Here is an 11,697-nt window from a genome sequence, read left to right as displayed (position 1 = left end):
TCTCAAACAGTCCAACAAACCAAAAAGGGGATGGAGACGACATGAAACAGAGACTTGAACAGAGGCTAGGCTATCTCGCACTGCCGCTGCTGATGGCGGCCGCGTTTACGACGCAGGCGCGCGCCGATGGCGAGACCATCGCCGTGTTCACCAAGAACCAGACCAACCCGTTCTTCCAGACGGTGCGGGTCGGCGCCGACAACATGGCCAAGGCGCTGAACGCCAAGACGCTGCAATACATTCCGACCAAGCCCGACTCGATCCCCGAGCAGCTCAGCCAGATCGAGGACGTCGTGGTGAAGAAGCCGAGCGCGATCGTGTTCACGCCGGTCGACTACAAGGCGATGGTGCCGGGCGTGGAGAAGATCAACGACGCCAAGATTCCCGTCGTCAACATCACCGACCGCTCCGCCGGCGGCAAGTTCCTGTCCTTCGTCGGCGCGGACGATTACAGCCTCGGGCTCGAGACCGCGCGCTTCCTGCTCAAGACGCTCGGCGGCAAGGGCAACATCGTCATCATCGAGGGTGTCAAGGGCTCGCTCACCAATGTCGATCGCGTCCGCGGCTTCAATGACGCGCTGAAGGAGAATCCGGGCGCCAAGCTCCTGGCCTCGCAGCCCGGCAATTACCAGCGGCTGCAGGCGCTCCAGGTGATGGAGAACCTGATGCAGTCGAACGCGCAGATCGACGGCGTGCTCGCCGCCAACGACGCCATGGCGGTCGGCGCGATCGAGGCGCTCGACGGCGCCAACCGCAAGGCCCAGGTGATCGGCATCAACGGCACCAAGGAGGCGATCGACGCCATCAAGTCGGGCAAGTTGCTCGCCAGCGGCGACTACAACGGCTTCTACCAGGGCTGCATCGGCACCATGATGGCGATCCGCGCCCTGCGCGAGCAGCCTGTCGTCGCCGAGATCGTGCTGAAGCCGACCGTCATCACCAAGGACAATTACCAGCCGTTCGACCAGCCGCTCGAGCAGCGCACCTGCCCGACCTTCGAAGAGGCCAGCAAGCTCGGCGCGAAGTAGGCGCCTGTTCTGATCAATCATCGGGACGGCTGATGACACAGCCGTCCGCAAGAAGACTGGAGACATCATGCTGTTTGCCATCCACGCCATCGACCGAACAGGCGCACTGCCGACGCGGCTCGCCAATTACGACGCCCACAAGGCGTTCCTTAGCGACACCTCGCGCTTCGGCGTCAAGATCGTGATGTCGGGACCGCTGGTCTCCGACGACGGCGCCACCATGATCGGCAGCCTGTTCCTGATCGAAGCGCCGGGCCGTGCCGAGGTCGAAGCCTTCAACCGCGCCGATCCGTTCGCCGCGGCGGGCATCTGGGAGAAGGTAACGATCACGGGGTTTCTGCGGCGGCAGGGCTGAGCGGGAGGCGTCGCCGAGGTGCATTCGTTGGGTGGCCGGCTGACTGCTGTCCAGTCACCCACCAATCGCGGCGATCTTGCCGCTGGTCCAGCGTTCTTGCGCGACGTCCGCCCATGACGTGCCGAGGGGGCGCATTGTGATCCACGTTTCGACGAGCTTGCCATCTTCAATGCGGTAGCTTTGCATACCGGCGCGGCTCTGCTTCTGACCGGTTTCAGGGTCGGACCATTGGAATGAGAAGCGAAACCAGGCACGGTCGCCGGTGAAGGCGTGATCGTAGACGACGACACGGATGCCTGGCCTCGCCTCGTGAACGCTCTTTAATTCGGCTGCATAGGCCTCGCGCGTCACCGTCCGGTCGCCGTTTTCATCGTGACGAATATAGTTTGGCCCCAGGCAGCCTGGTACGAGATCATAGTCTCGTTCGTGCCAGACCCGTTCCCACCGGTCGAATAGGTCACGTACTTCGTTCGACATCCGACAGATCCCTGCTTTGCGGCTCAAGCCTAGTTCGTACGGTGCCGAGTTGGCTCGCCTAATCGTTGAGCAAAGCGGGCTGAAGTTCGTTACGGGTCACAACCGGGAAAAGCAGCAAAGCCGGCGACTGCAGCCGCGTTGCCCTCAACGCGAAAACCCCAGCGCGTGGGGGCGCTGGGGCGTTTCAAGGAAAATGGATCGGTAAGGCAATGAGCCTCTGTACCAGCTCTCTCGGCGGCGGCTTGTGAACCAGTTCACACGCAGCCGAGGGATGCTCGGGCGATTTGTCGCACCCGGGCCGGACAGCTAGCTCCGCCGCGACTTCCGCGGAAACAGCCGGTCGCGGATGTAGCGCGAGGTGGCGGTCAGGCGGACCGCGCGCGGCTTCTGCCAGGCGGCGCGGTCGAGCTCCTTCTTGTCGCCGATGGCAAGCCGGCCCTTGGCGCTCTTGGCGATGAAAATCGCATCGCTCATCTTGCGCCCCGAACGCTTGTTCTTGGCCTTCACTTCCTTCCAGAGGCTGATCCGGCCGAGTTTCAGCTTCGGCAGCTCTTCCTTGATCTCGCGCCGCAGGCAGGCCTTGTCGGTTTCACGCGCGCGCTTGCGGCCGCCGGGGAACATCCACAGACCGTCCGACCGTCGCCTGACCAACAGAACCTTGCCGCGCTTGGCGGCCACCAGCTTGGAAGACTTCGCCATCGATATTGCAAACCGAAAAAAGAATCTGGGTCCATCGTAACTTGTCTATTTCATTAGACAAGTTCGATAGCCCCTCCGGTTGCCGCCGCTATCGGCAATTGTCCACATCCTGCGAGGGACGACCGACCTCGGCTAGGTGACCTCGTCGTCGACGACGCCCCGCTTCGCCGGCTTCGACACCTCGCGTCCGATCCATGCCGCCGCCATCTCCCATGCCACCGACAGGATGATCGGACCGATGAACAGGCCGACGATGCCGTGGGCGAGCGTGCCGCCGATCACGCCGACGAAGATCACGATGGTCGGCGTGTTGAGACCGCGCCCCATCACGAGCGGCTTGAGCATGGTGTCGATGAAGCCGACCACGACGAAGAACACGGTCAGCACCAGCGCCGTGGTGACGTCCTTGGCGGTCCAGATCCAGATGATGACGGGGAGCAGCACGAGGAAGGCGCCGATCTGCACGATCGACAGCAGCAGCACTATGAAGGCGAGCAGGCCCGCGCTCGGCACCGCCGCGAGCTTGAAGCCGATGCCGGCCAGCAGTGCCTGCACGATGGCGACGCCGATCACGCCCTGCGCCACGGCGCGGATGGTGGCACCGCCGAGCGTGAGAAAATGCTCGCCCTGCTCGGGCACGATGCGGGACAGGAAGCCGCGCCCGGCCTCAACCAGCCGGGGTCCGTGCGGAAACAGGAAGCCGGCCACGAACACCGAAACCAGGAACTGCAGCGTGCCGAGGCTCGCATCGCCCGCGAACACCAGCAGCGGTCCGGCCAGCGGCTGGAGGTAGGGCGCGACCTCGCGCAGCACGGCGCGGATGTTGCTGTAGGCCTGGTCCCAGAGCTCGTACAATGTCGGGCCGATCAACGGCCAGGACTTGATCTGCTCTGGCGCGGCCTGCAAGGCGAGGTCACCGGTGCCGAGTTCGTGGGCGAGGTCCCTCACCCCCTCCACCGCACTGATGCCGAGCCAGGTCGCGGGACCGAGCACGATGCCGAGCGTGATCAGGGTCAGAATTGCAGCCGCGGTCTTGGGCCGCCCGCCCAGGATCTTGGCGACCCAGCTGAACGCCGGATAGAACGCGACCGCCAGCACCGCGCTCCAGGTCAGGATCGGTATGAACGGCCGGATGATGTAGAGCGTCCACAGGATCAGCAGCGCCAGCAGGCCGAGCCGGATCACGAGCTGAATGACGTCCTCGCCCGTCAGGAGCTGACGCAGACTTTTCACAGGCACGGCTTTCCTTGCGGCATCAACGCGGGTTCCGGCGCCTCGCGCGGGTTAGCGTTATTGCCAGCCCCGGGCCGGGCGTCAAGACGACCGGCGATCCGGCCGCTTTGCCGCACGGCCCGATCCCTCACCAATGCCCGGCGGCCATGGACGGCCGCACCGGCCCGATGGCCGCAGGTCACCGCAGCCACGCCGCCCATGGACCGCGACCGGGACGGATGGAGCTCGGTCCCGTCGCAGTCCCGTCAGCCGCACCGTTGCCAAAGTGCGGACCGACCGAGGGACGGACGCCTGTCGACATCGACACGCCGCCATTGCCGAAATGCGGCCCAACGGTGGGCCGGCTGCCTGACGGAACTCCGGCATTGCTACCGCCGAAATGCGGACCGAGGGACGGCCGCAGTGTCATTGGCCGTGCATGCGCAGGCGCTTCAAATGATGCCGCAAGGCTCGCCGCGATAGCGAGCAGTGTGATGAACGTCTTCATGGCTGTCCTCCTGCCCTGTCCAGGCCTCTGGTCTTTTCGTCATCGCGGTGAACCGCGCCAAGGACTGACTATGACAGCGGCGAGGAAGCGAATGTGCGCAGTGTCACGTGATGGCGCCGCGCGCGGAGCCAAGTTTGGCTAACGACGATTAACCGGATTTCAGCCGAGCGGTTTACGCCGATGCAAAGGCTCGCACTTACGCTTTGCGGCGAGATCCCCGAGAACAATTGCGGCGCAATGGCAAACAGCATCTGGACGATCGAAGAATTCACCTGCCCCGGTTGCAGCATGAACTACACCGCGACCAGGGAGGAGCACGACGAGCCGCATGCCGGCAGCTTCAAATGCAGCATCTGCAGCGGCGTGGTGCACGCCTGGTCCGGCAAGCATCATTTCTTCGGCTGGTCGGCGGTGAAGACCAAGCCGCCGGTGTTCGGACGGCGCTGGGCCGGGGTGCAGTGGTAGGCCTGCGCCGCTGAGCGAACCGGAATTTGCTCGCTGCAGAGGACGATAGCGCCCCTTTGATCATGGCCATGAGCATGGCCATGGCCGCGACATGAAAAAACCCGCAGCGGGTTTCTCCGCGCGGGAGTTACGAATTTCCGATGATGCCATTCTGCCAGTGTTTTGCCCGACGAGTCAAATCCGGACGCGGCGATGCACCGCGCCGCGGCGACATCGGTCGGCTGCTCGCGTCGGACGCGTCCGTCGGGGACCGGGCCGGCACCAACCGAAAATGATGAATGCGTTCAATGTCCCCGCTACTGTGCATGGGGTTGTTTTCGATTATACACTTTCCTCCCCGCCACCGAATCCGACATGCAATGACCGCTCCCTTCGTCCCGCAGATCACCCTCTATCGCAGCTGGCTCGCCGAGCAGCGCGGCTTGACCTTTTCGAATTACGAGGAGATGCGGCAATGGTCGGTGCGCGATCTCGACGCGTTCTGGCGCAGCATCTGGGACTATTACGACCTGCAATCGCCAACGCCGTTCCAGGCCGTCATCACCGGGCGCAAGATGCCCGGCGCGGTCTGGTTTCCCGGCGCCCAGGTGAATTATGCGCGGCAGGTGTTCCGGCATGTGGACGCGGCTGAAGCCGCCGGCCTGCCCGCGATCGTCTCTGGCGGCGAGGACGGCAAGCTCACGGAAACCAGCTGGCCGGAGCTCAAGCGCAAGGCGGCCGCGCTGGCGCTGCATCTGAAGGACAAGGGCATCAAGCCCGGCGACCGTGTCGCGGCCTATCTGCCCAACATCCCCGAGACCATCATCGCGTTTCTCGCGAGCGCCAGCATCGGCGCAGTCTGGAGCCTCTGCGCGCCCGACATGGCGGCGCCCGCCGTGATCGACCGCTTCAAGCAGATCGAGCCAAAGGTGCTGATCGCCTGCGATGCCGTCACCTATGCCGGCCGCAGGCATGACCGCAAGGACGTCGTCGCCGAGCTCAGGCGATCGCTGCCGACGGTCGAACACGTCATCCTGCACAGCGAGGCCGGTGCGCCTGCCGCACCCGACGCCCTGCTAACCGAGATCACCACCAGGACGGGCGCCGCGATCGACAGCTTCGAGCCGGCCTGGCTGCCGTTCGATCATCCGCTCTGGATCGTCTATTCCAGCGGCACCACCGGCTTGCCGAAGCCGATCGTGCACGGCCATGGCGGCATCGTCGTCGTCGCGCTGGCGCTGCTCGGCCTGCACAATGATATCGGTTGCTCCTATCATCCAAACTCGTTTGGCGAGCGCTATCACTGGTACTCGTCGACCGGCTGGATCATGTGGAACAGCCAGGTCGGCGGCCTGCTCAGCGGCACCACCTGCTGCATCTTCGATGGCAGCCCCGGCGGCACCAAGGACAAGCCCGACTGGTCCACGCTGTGGCGCTTCGTGGCGCAGTCGAAAGCCACCTTCTTCGGCGCCGGGGCGGCGTTCTTCGCCAATTGCGCCAAGGCCGAGATCGATCTCGCGGCTGCCGGCGACCTGTCGCGACTGCGCTGCCTCGGCTCGACCGGCTCGCCGCTCAGCGCCGACACGCAGGCCTGGTTCAACGCGCGCTTCGCCGCGCTGTCGAAGACCAACGGCAGCAAGGCGCAGGCCGACATCTGGTGGGCGAACATTTCCGGAGGCACCGACTTCGCCGGCGCCTTCATCGGCGGCAACAGGGAATTGCCACAGACGCCGGGCGCGATGCAGTGCCGCCTGCTCGGGGCTGCCGTCGAAGCCTTCAGCGACCAGGGCCGCGCCGTCATCGGCGAGGTCGGCGAGCTCGTCTGCACCGAGCCGGTGCCGTCGATGCCGCTCTATTTCTGGAACGACAAGGACGGCGCCCGCTACCGCGCCAGCTATTTCGAGACCTATCCCGATAATTTCGACGGCAGCGGCCGCGGACCGGTGTGGCGGCATGGCGACTGGCTCAAGGTCGATCCGGACGGCTCCTGCGTGATCTACGGCCGCAGCGACGCGACGATCAACCGGCACGGGCTGCGCATGGGCACGAGCGAGCTCTATTCCGCCATCGAGGCATTGCCGGAGGTGCTCGACAGCCTCGTCGTCGACCTCGAATATCTCGGCCGCGACAGCTACATGCCGCTGTTCGTGGTGCTGCGCGACGGTGTCGCCCTCGACGGTGCCATGCAGGCGAAGATCAACAAGGCGATCGAAGCGAGCCTCTCCCGCCGCTTCCTGCCGAACGAGATCTTTGCCGTCGCCGAGATCCCGCGCACACTGTCGGGCAAGAAGCAGGAGTTGCCGATCAAGAAGCTTCTGCTCGGCCAGCCGGTCGAGAAGGTCATCAACAAGGAGGCAATGGCCAATCCTGCCTGTCTCGATTGGTATCTCGCCTTCGCGCGCGACTATCTGGCGCGAACCGCGGCCTGATCAGGCGCCGCCGAAATTGGACGGATCGAGGTTCCGGTTCTCCGACGGCGGAATCGGCGGACGGCCTGGAAACTTGTACCAGCCCGGCGGCACGGGCGCGTCCTCGGCCGGTCGAACCACGACGGGACGTTTGGGATGACCGTGACGCATCGATGCGGCCGCCGCCGGCGCACAGGCTGACATCAGGATCATCAAAACCAGGACAGACCGCATGGCGTCGGCTCCTTGTCCACCCGGATCGTCATATAGGGCGCAACCCGAGCGGCGACCACGCGGTGGGTGCGTCACGACCGGTCACATCGGCGGCATCGGATCAGCCCAATTGCGCCATCGGCATTTGCATTCCGTTCACCGATCGCCGCTAGACGGGACAGGATCCCTTACGCTGACCAGCAGCCATCGACGGACAGCAGCCATGGCCGACCTCAACGCCGTCCTCACCAGGCTTAACGACCGCCTGCTCCGCCTCGAAGGCGAACTGTTCGTGCTGCGCTCGCTGGCGCGCGCGACGCTGACGGCGGGTGACGATCACGCGGCACGGATGCGCAAGCTGGTTGAAGCCGCAAAAATCGCGCTGGACGACGAAGCCAAGCGCGAGCTCGACAAGCCGACGCGCAAATATGTCGATGCGGCGACCGCGCTGGTGGAGGAACTGCTGGTCGAGCCGACGCCGGCGCGGCCGTTGTTCACCGTCATCGACGGCGGCCGGCGCGACTGAGCGCGTCAGGTCCGAGGTGTCGTGCTGGAATCCGTGGATTGCGCCTTCAGCCGGCTAAGACCTTGCTCGATGATCGCGATCTCCTCGTCGATCTTGTCGATCGGAAGGCTGAGATCGTAACCGCCTGACCTGCTCTTCAGATCGATGGCGAGCCGCTGCCTGTGCATCATCAGTTCGTCAAGGCCGCGGCGGTTCTTCAGCCGCACATAGGCGTCGACGATCTGCTCAATTGCGCTCGGCATAAAATCGGTCTCGGCCAAAATGCCCGCGCGACGCACCCGCGCCGGCGGGACATTTTTGTGTCGCGGTACGCAATACAAATCCGCGACGGATTCGTCGATACGACAAGCAGGTTGAGAACGCGTTACCGTTTGATGATTTCGTGATCGCAGGAATTAAAAAGCCGCTGGCGATCACGCCAGCGGCCAAGACCGGGTTCGAAAACGGATCCGACATGAAATTTGGCCAGCCCCGGTAGGCGCACGTTCTAACCGCATATGGCGGATTCCTTCTGTTAAAAATGAAACACAGGAACCGTGCAGTGATCATTTGCGGCCGACCGTGGCCATGCGGCAACGCTAATCGACCACGCAGAAGTATTTCCGCGGCAGCCTGCGGTAGGCGCTGTAACGATAGTACGGCCTGTAAGCGTAACCGCGATAGATCGGTGGCGGCTCCTCGCCGTAATAGACGCCGTGGTAGAAATTGTAGGGCACCCCTTCAACGCAGCGATAGCCATCCCAGCTCGGGCCGATGATGGGCGCGACCCCGATCTCGGGCGGGATCGCCGGATAAGGTCCACCGGCACGGGCCGGAGCGGCCGCCATCAGGACGGCGAGACAGGCAAACCACGCGTGACGCATCTGCTTTTCTCCAGGCTGCTCGCAATGCGCGCATGGAAGCACCGGAGCCGCCGGCGGCGCAATCGCCGCGTTCACAGCCCCCGTCCCTTCGCATTGTTGATAACCGGCGCAAATGCCGCGCGGGTGGTGACAGGACGGCCGGACGTGTTATCGGGGGATGACGCAGCTGCGAGACGGAACAGACACCCATGCGCATTACCCTCGTCGGCTCCCGCCATTTCGGCGTGACCACCCTCAACATGCTCCGTGAGCACGGTGTCGGCATCGTGCGGGTCGTGGTGGCCGACGCGGAGGATCGCCTGGCTGCGACGGCCAAGGCCGCAGGCATCGAGGTGGTGGTGCAGGCCAATCCAAAGCTGGTGGTGGCCTCCGAAATCGCCCCCGACACCGACCTGATCATCACCGCCCACAGCCACGCCCGGATCGGGAAGGACGCGCTCGCGGCCGCCAAGCTCGGCGGGATCGGCTATCACCCCTCGTTGCTGCCGCGCCATCGCGGCAAGGCCGCGGTGGAGTGGACCATCAAGGAAGGCGATCCGATCGCCGGCGGCACCATCTATCACCTCGCCGAGCGCATGGATGCCGGCGCCATCGCCGCCCAGGACTGGTGCTTCGTCAAGAAAGGCGAGACCGCGCGCGAGCTCTGGGAGCGTGCACTGGCCCCGCTCGGCCTCAAGCTGCTGGCTGACGTGATCGACTACGCCAAGGTTCATAAGGCGCTGCCAGCCAAGGCCCAGGACGAGCAATTCGCGACCTCGGCGCCAAGTCTTTCTTGAGGTCGCTGTTGAACCCCGTCCTTGAGTCTCTCGTGACGTTAAGGATTAACGTGAAGCCGCTTTGATTTTGCTTCAAAAATTGGACCTAGAAACGCAAATAAACCATTGTTTCCACAGGAACAATTTTCGACTTTGCGACGCACCAAATTTCCGTCACATTTGGCCCGAATAAGGGTCAGCATATCAGACAAATTCAAGGACGGAATTCATGCGTTTTGGTCGCATTGCGGCGTTCTGTGCCGCATCAGTTTTTACCGCCACTCTCGCCGCTCCTGCGGTGGCCCAGACCCCCTTTGACGGCAATTGGCAGGTCACTATCGTGACCAAGACCGGTTCCTGCGAGCCGACCGCAAGCTCGATGCTGACGGTTGCCGACGGCAAGATCACCGCGCCCGGCGCTAACGTTTCCGGCACCATCGGCAGCGGGGGACTTGTGAAAGTTTCGATCAATGGTGCATATGCCAACGGTCAACTCAACGGCAACGCCGGATCGGGGAAGTGGAATGGAGCATCTGCAGGCATACCGTGCAGCGGGCGGTGGGAAGCATCGCGCCAATAAACCAACTGAGGCTCGCGCCTGGAACGGGCGGCTGCTGATCGCGGCCGCCGTTTTGTTTGCAGCCGGATTCGCCAACTCTGAAAGCAAGGCCCAGTCCGGCCCGTTCGCGCCTCTGGCGGGAACCTGGAGCGGCGGGGGCACGGTGACACTTGACGACGGTTCGACCGAGCGGATCCGCTGTCGGGCCAAATACGCCCCGATCGGCCCGACCATGGAGATGTCGCTGACCTGCGCCAGCGACGCCTACAAGTTCAACCTCGGCGCCAACGTCAGGGCCGAGGGCAGCGCCATCACGGGCAGCTGGTCCGAGTCGAGCCGCAATATCAGCGGCTCCCTTCAGGGACGCGGCGGCGGCGGAAACTTCGAGGTGGTCGCCTCGACCGCCGGCTTCAACGCCAATATCGGGCTGAGGACGAGCGGCAGCAAGCAGAGCGTCACCATCCGCGCGGACAGCCAGTTCCGCGGCGCCAACATCTCGATGTCGCGCTAAGCCACAAGACGACGACAAGAACACTCGATCCGGCGACCTCGCCGGATCGATTTTTTTATGCGCCAGGGCACGAACGCCACGCTGCATCGCTGCAGCGGCGGATTGGCCGTTGCAAAGGCGGCCGATGTCGCCGATACCGGCCTCCCCTCAGGATTCCCGTTTCCCCCATGAGCACGACACCATCCAAAACGATGGCTGCGCTGTGGATGGCCGGTTGGCTATCCCTGACGCTGGTGATGGCGGTCGCCGGACGCGAGGCCGCGCGCGCGGTGAATGTCTTCGAGATCATGGAGGTGCGTTCGCTGACGGGCTTCGTGCTGCTGTTGCCGATCATCCACCGCGCAGGCGGTTTCAAGCTGTTGAGAACGCAGCGCCTGCCGGAGCACATTGGCCGCAACTTCATCCACTATGTCGCCCAGCTTGGCTGGTTCTTCGCGCTGACGCTGATCCCGATCGGTCAGGTGGTGGCGATCGAGTTCACCATGCCGATCTGGACGGCGATCCTGGCCGCCAGCTTTCTGTCCGAGCGCATCACGCCGTGGAAGATCGCCGCCATCGTGCTCGGCCTCGTCGGCGTGATCGTCATCGTCCGGCCCGCCGCCGGCGAGATCAATCCGGGCCAGCTGATCGCGCTTGGCGCCGCCATGGGCTTTGGCGTGTCGATGGCGCTCGTCAAATCGCTGACTCGCACCGAAAGCCCGCTGTCGATCTTGTTCTGGATGATCGTGGTGCAATCGGTCGCGGGCGTCGTGCCCACGCTGTTCGTCTGGACCTGGCCGTCGGTCGATATCTGGGCCTGGATGGGCGTCATCGCCGTCTGCGGCACTTTCTCGCACTATTGCCTCGCCAGCGCGATGCGCTATGCGGACGCCACCGTCGTCGTTCCCATGGACTTTCTGCGAGTCCCCCTCACCGCGACGGCCGGCTGGCTGCTCTATTCCGAACGCCTCGATGCCTGGACCGTGCTCGGCGCAGCCCTGATCCTGTGCGGCAATCTCCTGAATTTGAGGCCGTCCACCCCGGTTCCCGCTCGGGCGCCGTGAACCGGCGCACTGCCTGACGCGACAAATCCAGGTGGCCGAGCGTGATTTGGATCACGCTGGAAGAGCGTTTCCATCGTGCATACTCGGTCACAGGGC

15 protein-coding genes are annotated in these 11,697 nt (G+C 64.1%); 9 read left to right on the top strand and 6 right to left on the bottom strand.

Annotated features, from left to right (window positions below):
- Positions 1-41 precede the first annotated feature (41 nt).
- Positions 42-1,028, top strand: a complete 987-nt coding sequence (locus tag G8O24_RS24600; protein WP_188103848.1) for a sugar ABC transporter substrate-binding protein — start codon at positions 42-44, stop codon at positions 1,026-1,028.
- Positions 1,029-1,095: 67 nt separating this feature from the next.
- Positions 1,096-1,383 (top strand): YciI family protein, encoded by a 288-nt coding sequence (locus G8O24_RS24595; protein WP_188103847.1) that lies wholly within the window; start codon positions 1,096-1,098, stop codon positions 1,381-1,383.
- 54 nt (positions 1,384-1,437) lie between these two features.
- Here the strand turns inward: G8O24_RS24595 and G8O24_RS24590 are convergent, their stop codons facing one another.
- From G8O24_RS24590 to G8O24_RS24580, 3 genes are all read right to left on the bottom strand, one after another.
- On the bottom strand, positions 1,438-1,860 hold the full coding sequence (locus G8O24_RS24590) for a nuclear transport factor 2 family protein (protein ID WP_188103845.1): 423 nt from the start codon (positions 1,858-1,860) through the stop codon (positions 1,438-1,440).
- 306 nt (positions 1,861-2,166) lie between these two features.
- Positions 2,167-2,559 (bottom strand): NUDIX hydrolase, encoded by a 393-nt coding sequence (locus G8O24_RS24585; RefSeq protein WP_188103843.1) that lies wholly within the window; start codon positions 2,557-2,559, stop codon positions 2,167-2,169.
- A gap of 132 nt (positions 2,560-2,691) precedes the next feature.
- Complete coding sequence (locus G8O24_RS24580) at positions 2,692-3,792, bottom strand: AI-2E family transporter (RefSeq protein ID WP_376708103.1); 1,101 nt, start codon at positions 3,790-3,792, stop codon at positions 2,692-2,694.
- A 724-nt stretch (positions 3,793-4,516) separates the two neighbouring features.
- On the opposite strand from G8O24_RS24580, the gene G8O24_RS24575 reads away from it, so the two are divergent.
- Complete coding sequence (locus G8O24_RS24575; RefSeq protein ID WP_188103840.1) at positions 4,517-4,744, top strand: hypothetical protein; 228 nt, start codon at positions 4,517-4,519, stop codon at positions 4,742-4,744.
- Positions 4,745-5,103: 359 nt separating this feature from the next.
- A complete protein-coding gene (locus G8O24_RS24570) occupies positions 5,104-7,152 on the top strand; it encodes an acetoacetate--CoA ligase (protein WP_188103838.1) in 2,049 nt (682 codons plus the stop codon).
- Here G8O24_RS24570 and G8O24_RS24565 read toward each other — a convergent pair whose 3' ends face one another.
- A complete protein-coding gene (locus tag G8O24_RS24565; protein WP_188103836.1) occupies positions 7,153-7,365 on the bottom strand; it encodes a hypothetical protein in 213 nt (70 codons plus the stop codon).
- A gap of 202 nt (positions 7,366-7,567) precedes the next feature.
- Here G8O24_RS24565 and G8O24_RS24560 point away from each other — a divergent pair, with 202 nt between their 5' ends.
- Positions 7,568-7,870 (top strand): hypothetical protein, encoded by a 303-nt coding sequence (locus tag G8O24_RS24560; protein WP_188103835.1) that lies wholly within the window; start codon positions 7,568-7,570, stop codon positions 7,868-7,870.
- A 5-nt stretch (positions 7,871-7,875) separates the two neighbouring features.
- On the opposite strand, the gene G8O24_RS24555 is transcribed toward G8O24_RS24560, so the two are convergent.
- Together G8O24_RS24555 and G8O24_RS24550 are read right to left on the bottom strand one after the other, a co-directional pair.
- Positions 7,876-8,112 carry a hypothetical protein gene (locus G8O24_RS24555; RefSeq protein ID WP_188103833.1) on the bottom strand — a complete coding sequence of 79 codons (237 nt, stop codon included), beginning with the start codon at positions 8,110-8,112 and terminating at the stop codon, positions 7,876-7,878.
- A 336-nt stretch (positions 8,113-8,448) separates the two neighbouring features.
- A complete protein-coding gene (locus G8O24_RS24550) occupies positions 8,449-8,733 on the bottom strand; it encodes a hypothetical protein (RefSeq protein WP_188103832.1) in 285 nt (94 codons plus the stop codon).
- Between the two features lie 188 nt (positions 8,734-8,921).
- Here G8O24_RS24550 and G8O24_RS24545 point away from each other — a divergent pair, with 188 nt between their 5' ends.
- From G8O24_RS24545 to G8O24_RS24530, 4 genes are all read left to right on the top strand, one after another.
- The gene (locus G8O24_RS24545; protein ID WP_188103830.1) at positions 8,922-9,509 is read left to right on the top strand and encodes a formyltransferase family protein; all 588 of its coding nucleotides are present in this window, start codon (positions 8,922-8,924) and stop codon (positions 9,507-9,509) included.
- 208 nt (positions 9,510-9,717) lie between these two features.
- Complete coding sequence (locus tag G8O24_RS24540; protein ID WP_188103828.1) at positions 9,718-10,068, top strand: hypothetical protein; 351 nt, start codon at positions 9,718-9,720, stop codon at positions 10,066-10,068.
- Positions 10,013-10,558 carry a hypothetical protein gene (locus tag G8O24_RS24535; RefSeq protein WP_188103827.1) on the top strand — a complete coding sequence of 182 codons (546 nt, stop codon included), beginning with the start codon at positions 10,013-10,015 and terminating at the stop codon, positions 10,556-10,558. The genes G8O24_RS24540 and G8O24_RS24535 overlap by 56 nt, the downstream gene beginning before the upstream one ends.
- A gap of 167 nt (positions 10,559-10,725) precedes the next feature.
- A complete protein-coding gene (locus G8O24_RS24530; RefSeq protein ID WP_188103825.1) occupies positions 10,726-11,601 on the top strand; it encodes a DMT family transporter in 876 nt (291 codons plus the stop codon).
- Positions 11,602-11,697 lie beyond the last annotated feature (96 nt).

Origin of the sequence: Bradyrhizobium campsiandrae (genome assembly GCF_014529705.1) — a bacterium.
Classification (GTDB): domain Bacteria; phylum Pseudomonadota; class Alphaproteobacteria; order Rhizobiales; family Xanthobacteraceae; genus Bradyrhizobium; species Bradyrhizobium campsiandrae.
This window is presented reverse-complemented; position numbering and strand designations above follow the sequence as displayed.

Bases quoted from the DNA above. Each gene is read 5' to 3' on its own strand.
- G8O24_RS24600 (WP_188103848.1), top strand. From the start codon at position 42: ATGAAACAGAGACTTGAACAGAGGCTAGGCTATCTCGCACTGCCGCTG.
- G8O24_RS24595 (WP_188103847.1), top strand. From the start codon at position 1,096: ATGCTGTTTGCCATCCACGCCATCGACCGAACAGGCGCACTGCCGACG.
- G8O24_RS24590 (WP_188103845.1), bottom strand. From the start codon at position 1,860: ATGTCGAACGAAGTACGTGACCTATTCGACCGGTGGGAACGGGTCTGG.
- G8O24_RS24585 (WP_188103843.1), bottom strand. From the start codon at position 2,559: ATGGCGAAGTCTTCCAAGCTGGTGGCCGCCAAGCGCGGCAAGGTTCTG.
- G8O24_RS24575 (WP_188103840.1), top strand. From the start codon at position 4,517: ATGGCAAACAGCATCTGGACGATCGAAGAATTCACCTGCCCCGGTTGC.
- G8O24_RS24570 (WP_188103838.1), top strand. From the start codon at position 5,104: ATGACCGCTCCCTTCGTCCCGCAGATCACCCTCTATCGCAGCTGGCTC.
- G8O24_RS24565 (WP_188103836.1), bottom strand. From the start codon at position 7,365: ATGCGGTCTGTCCTGGTTTTGATGATCCTGATGTCAGCCTGTGCGCCG.
- G8O24_RS24560 (WP_188103835.1), top strand. From the start codon at position 7,568: ATGGCCGACCTCAACGCCGTCCTCACCAGGCTTAACGACCGCCTGCTC.
- G8O24_RS24555 (WP_188103833.1), bottom strand. From the start codon at position 8,112: ATGCCGAGCGCAATTGAGCAGATCGTCGACGCCTATGTGCGGCTGAAG.
- G8O24_RS24550 (WP_188103832.1), bottom strand. From the start codon at position 8,733: ATGCGTCACGCGTGGTTTGCCTGTCTCGCCGTCCTGATGGCGGCCGCT.
- G8O24_RS24545 (WP_188103830.1), top strand. From the start codon at position 8,922: ATGCGCATTACCCTCGTCGGCTCCCGCCATTTCGGCGTGACCACCCTC.
- G8O24_RS24540 (WP_188103828.1), top strand. From the start codon at position 9,718: ATGCGTTTTGGTCGCATTGCGGCGTTCTGTGCCGCATCAGTTTTTACC.
- G8O24_RS24535 (WP_188103827.1), top strand. From the start codon at position 10,013: ATGGAGCATCTGCAGGCATACCGTGCAGCGGGCGGTGGGAAGCATCGC.
- G8O24_RS24530 (WP_188103825.1), top strand. From the start codon at position 10,726: ATGAGCACGACACCATCCAAAACGATGGCTGCGCTGTGGATGGCCGGT.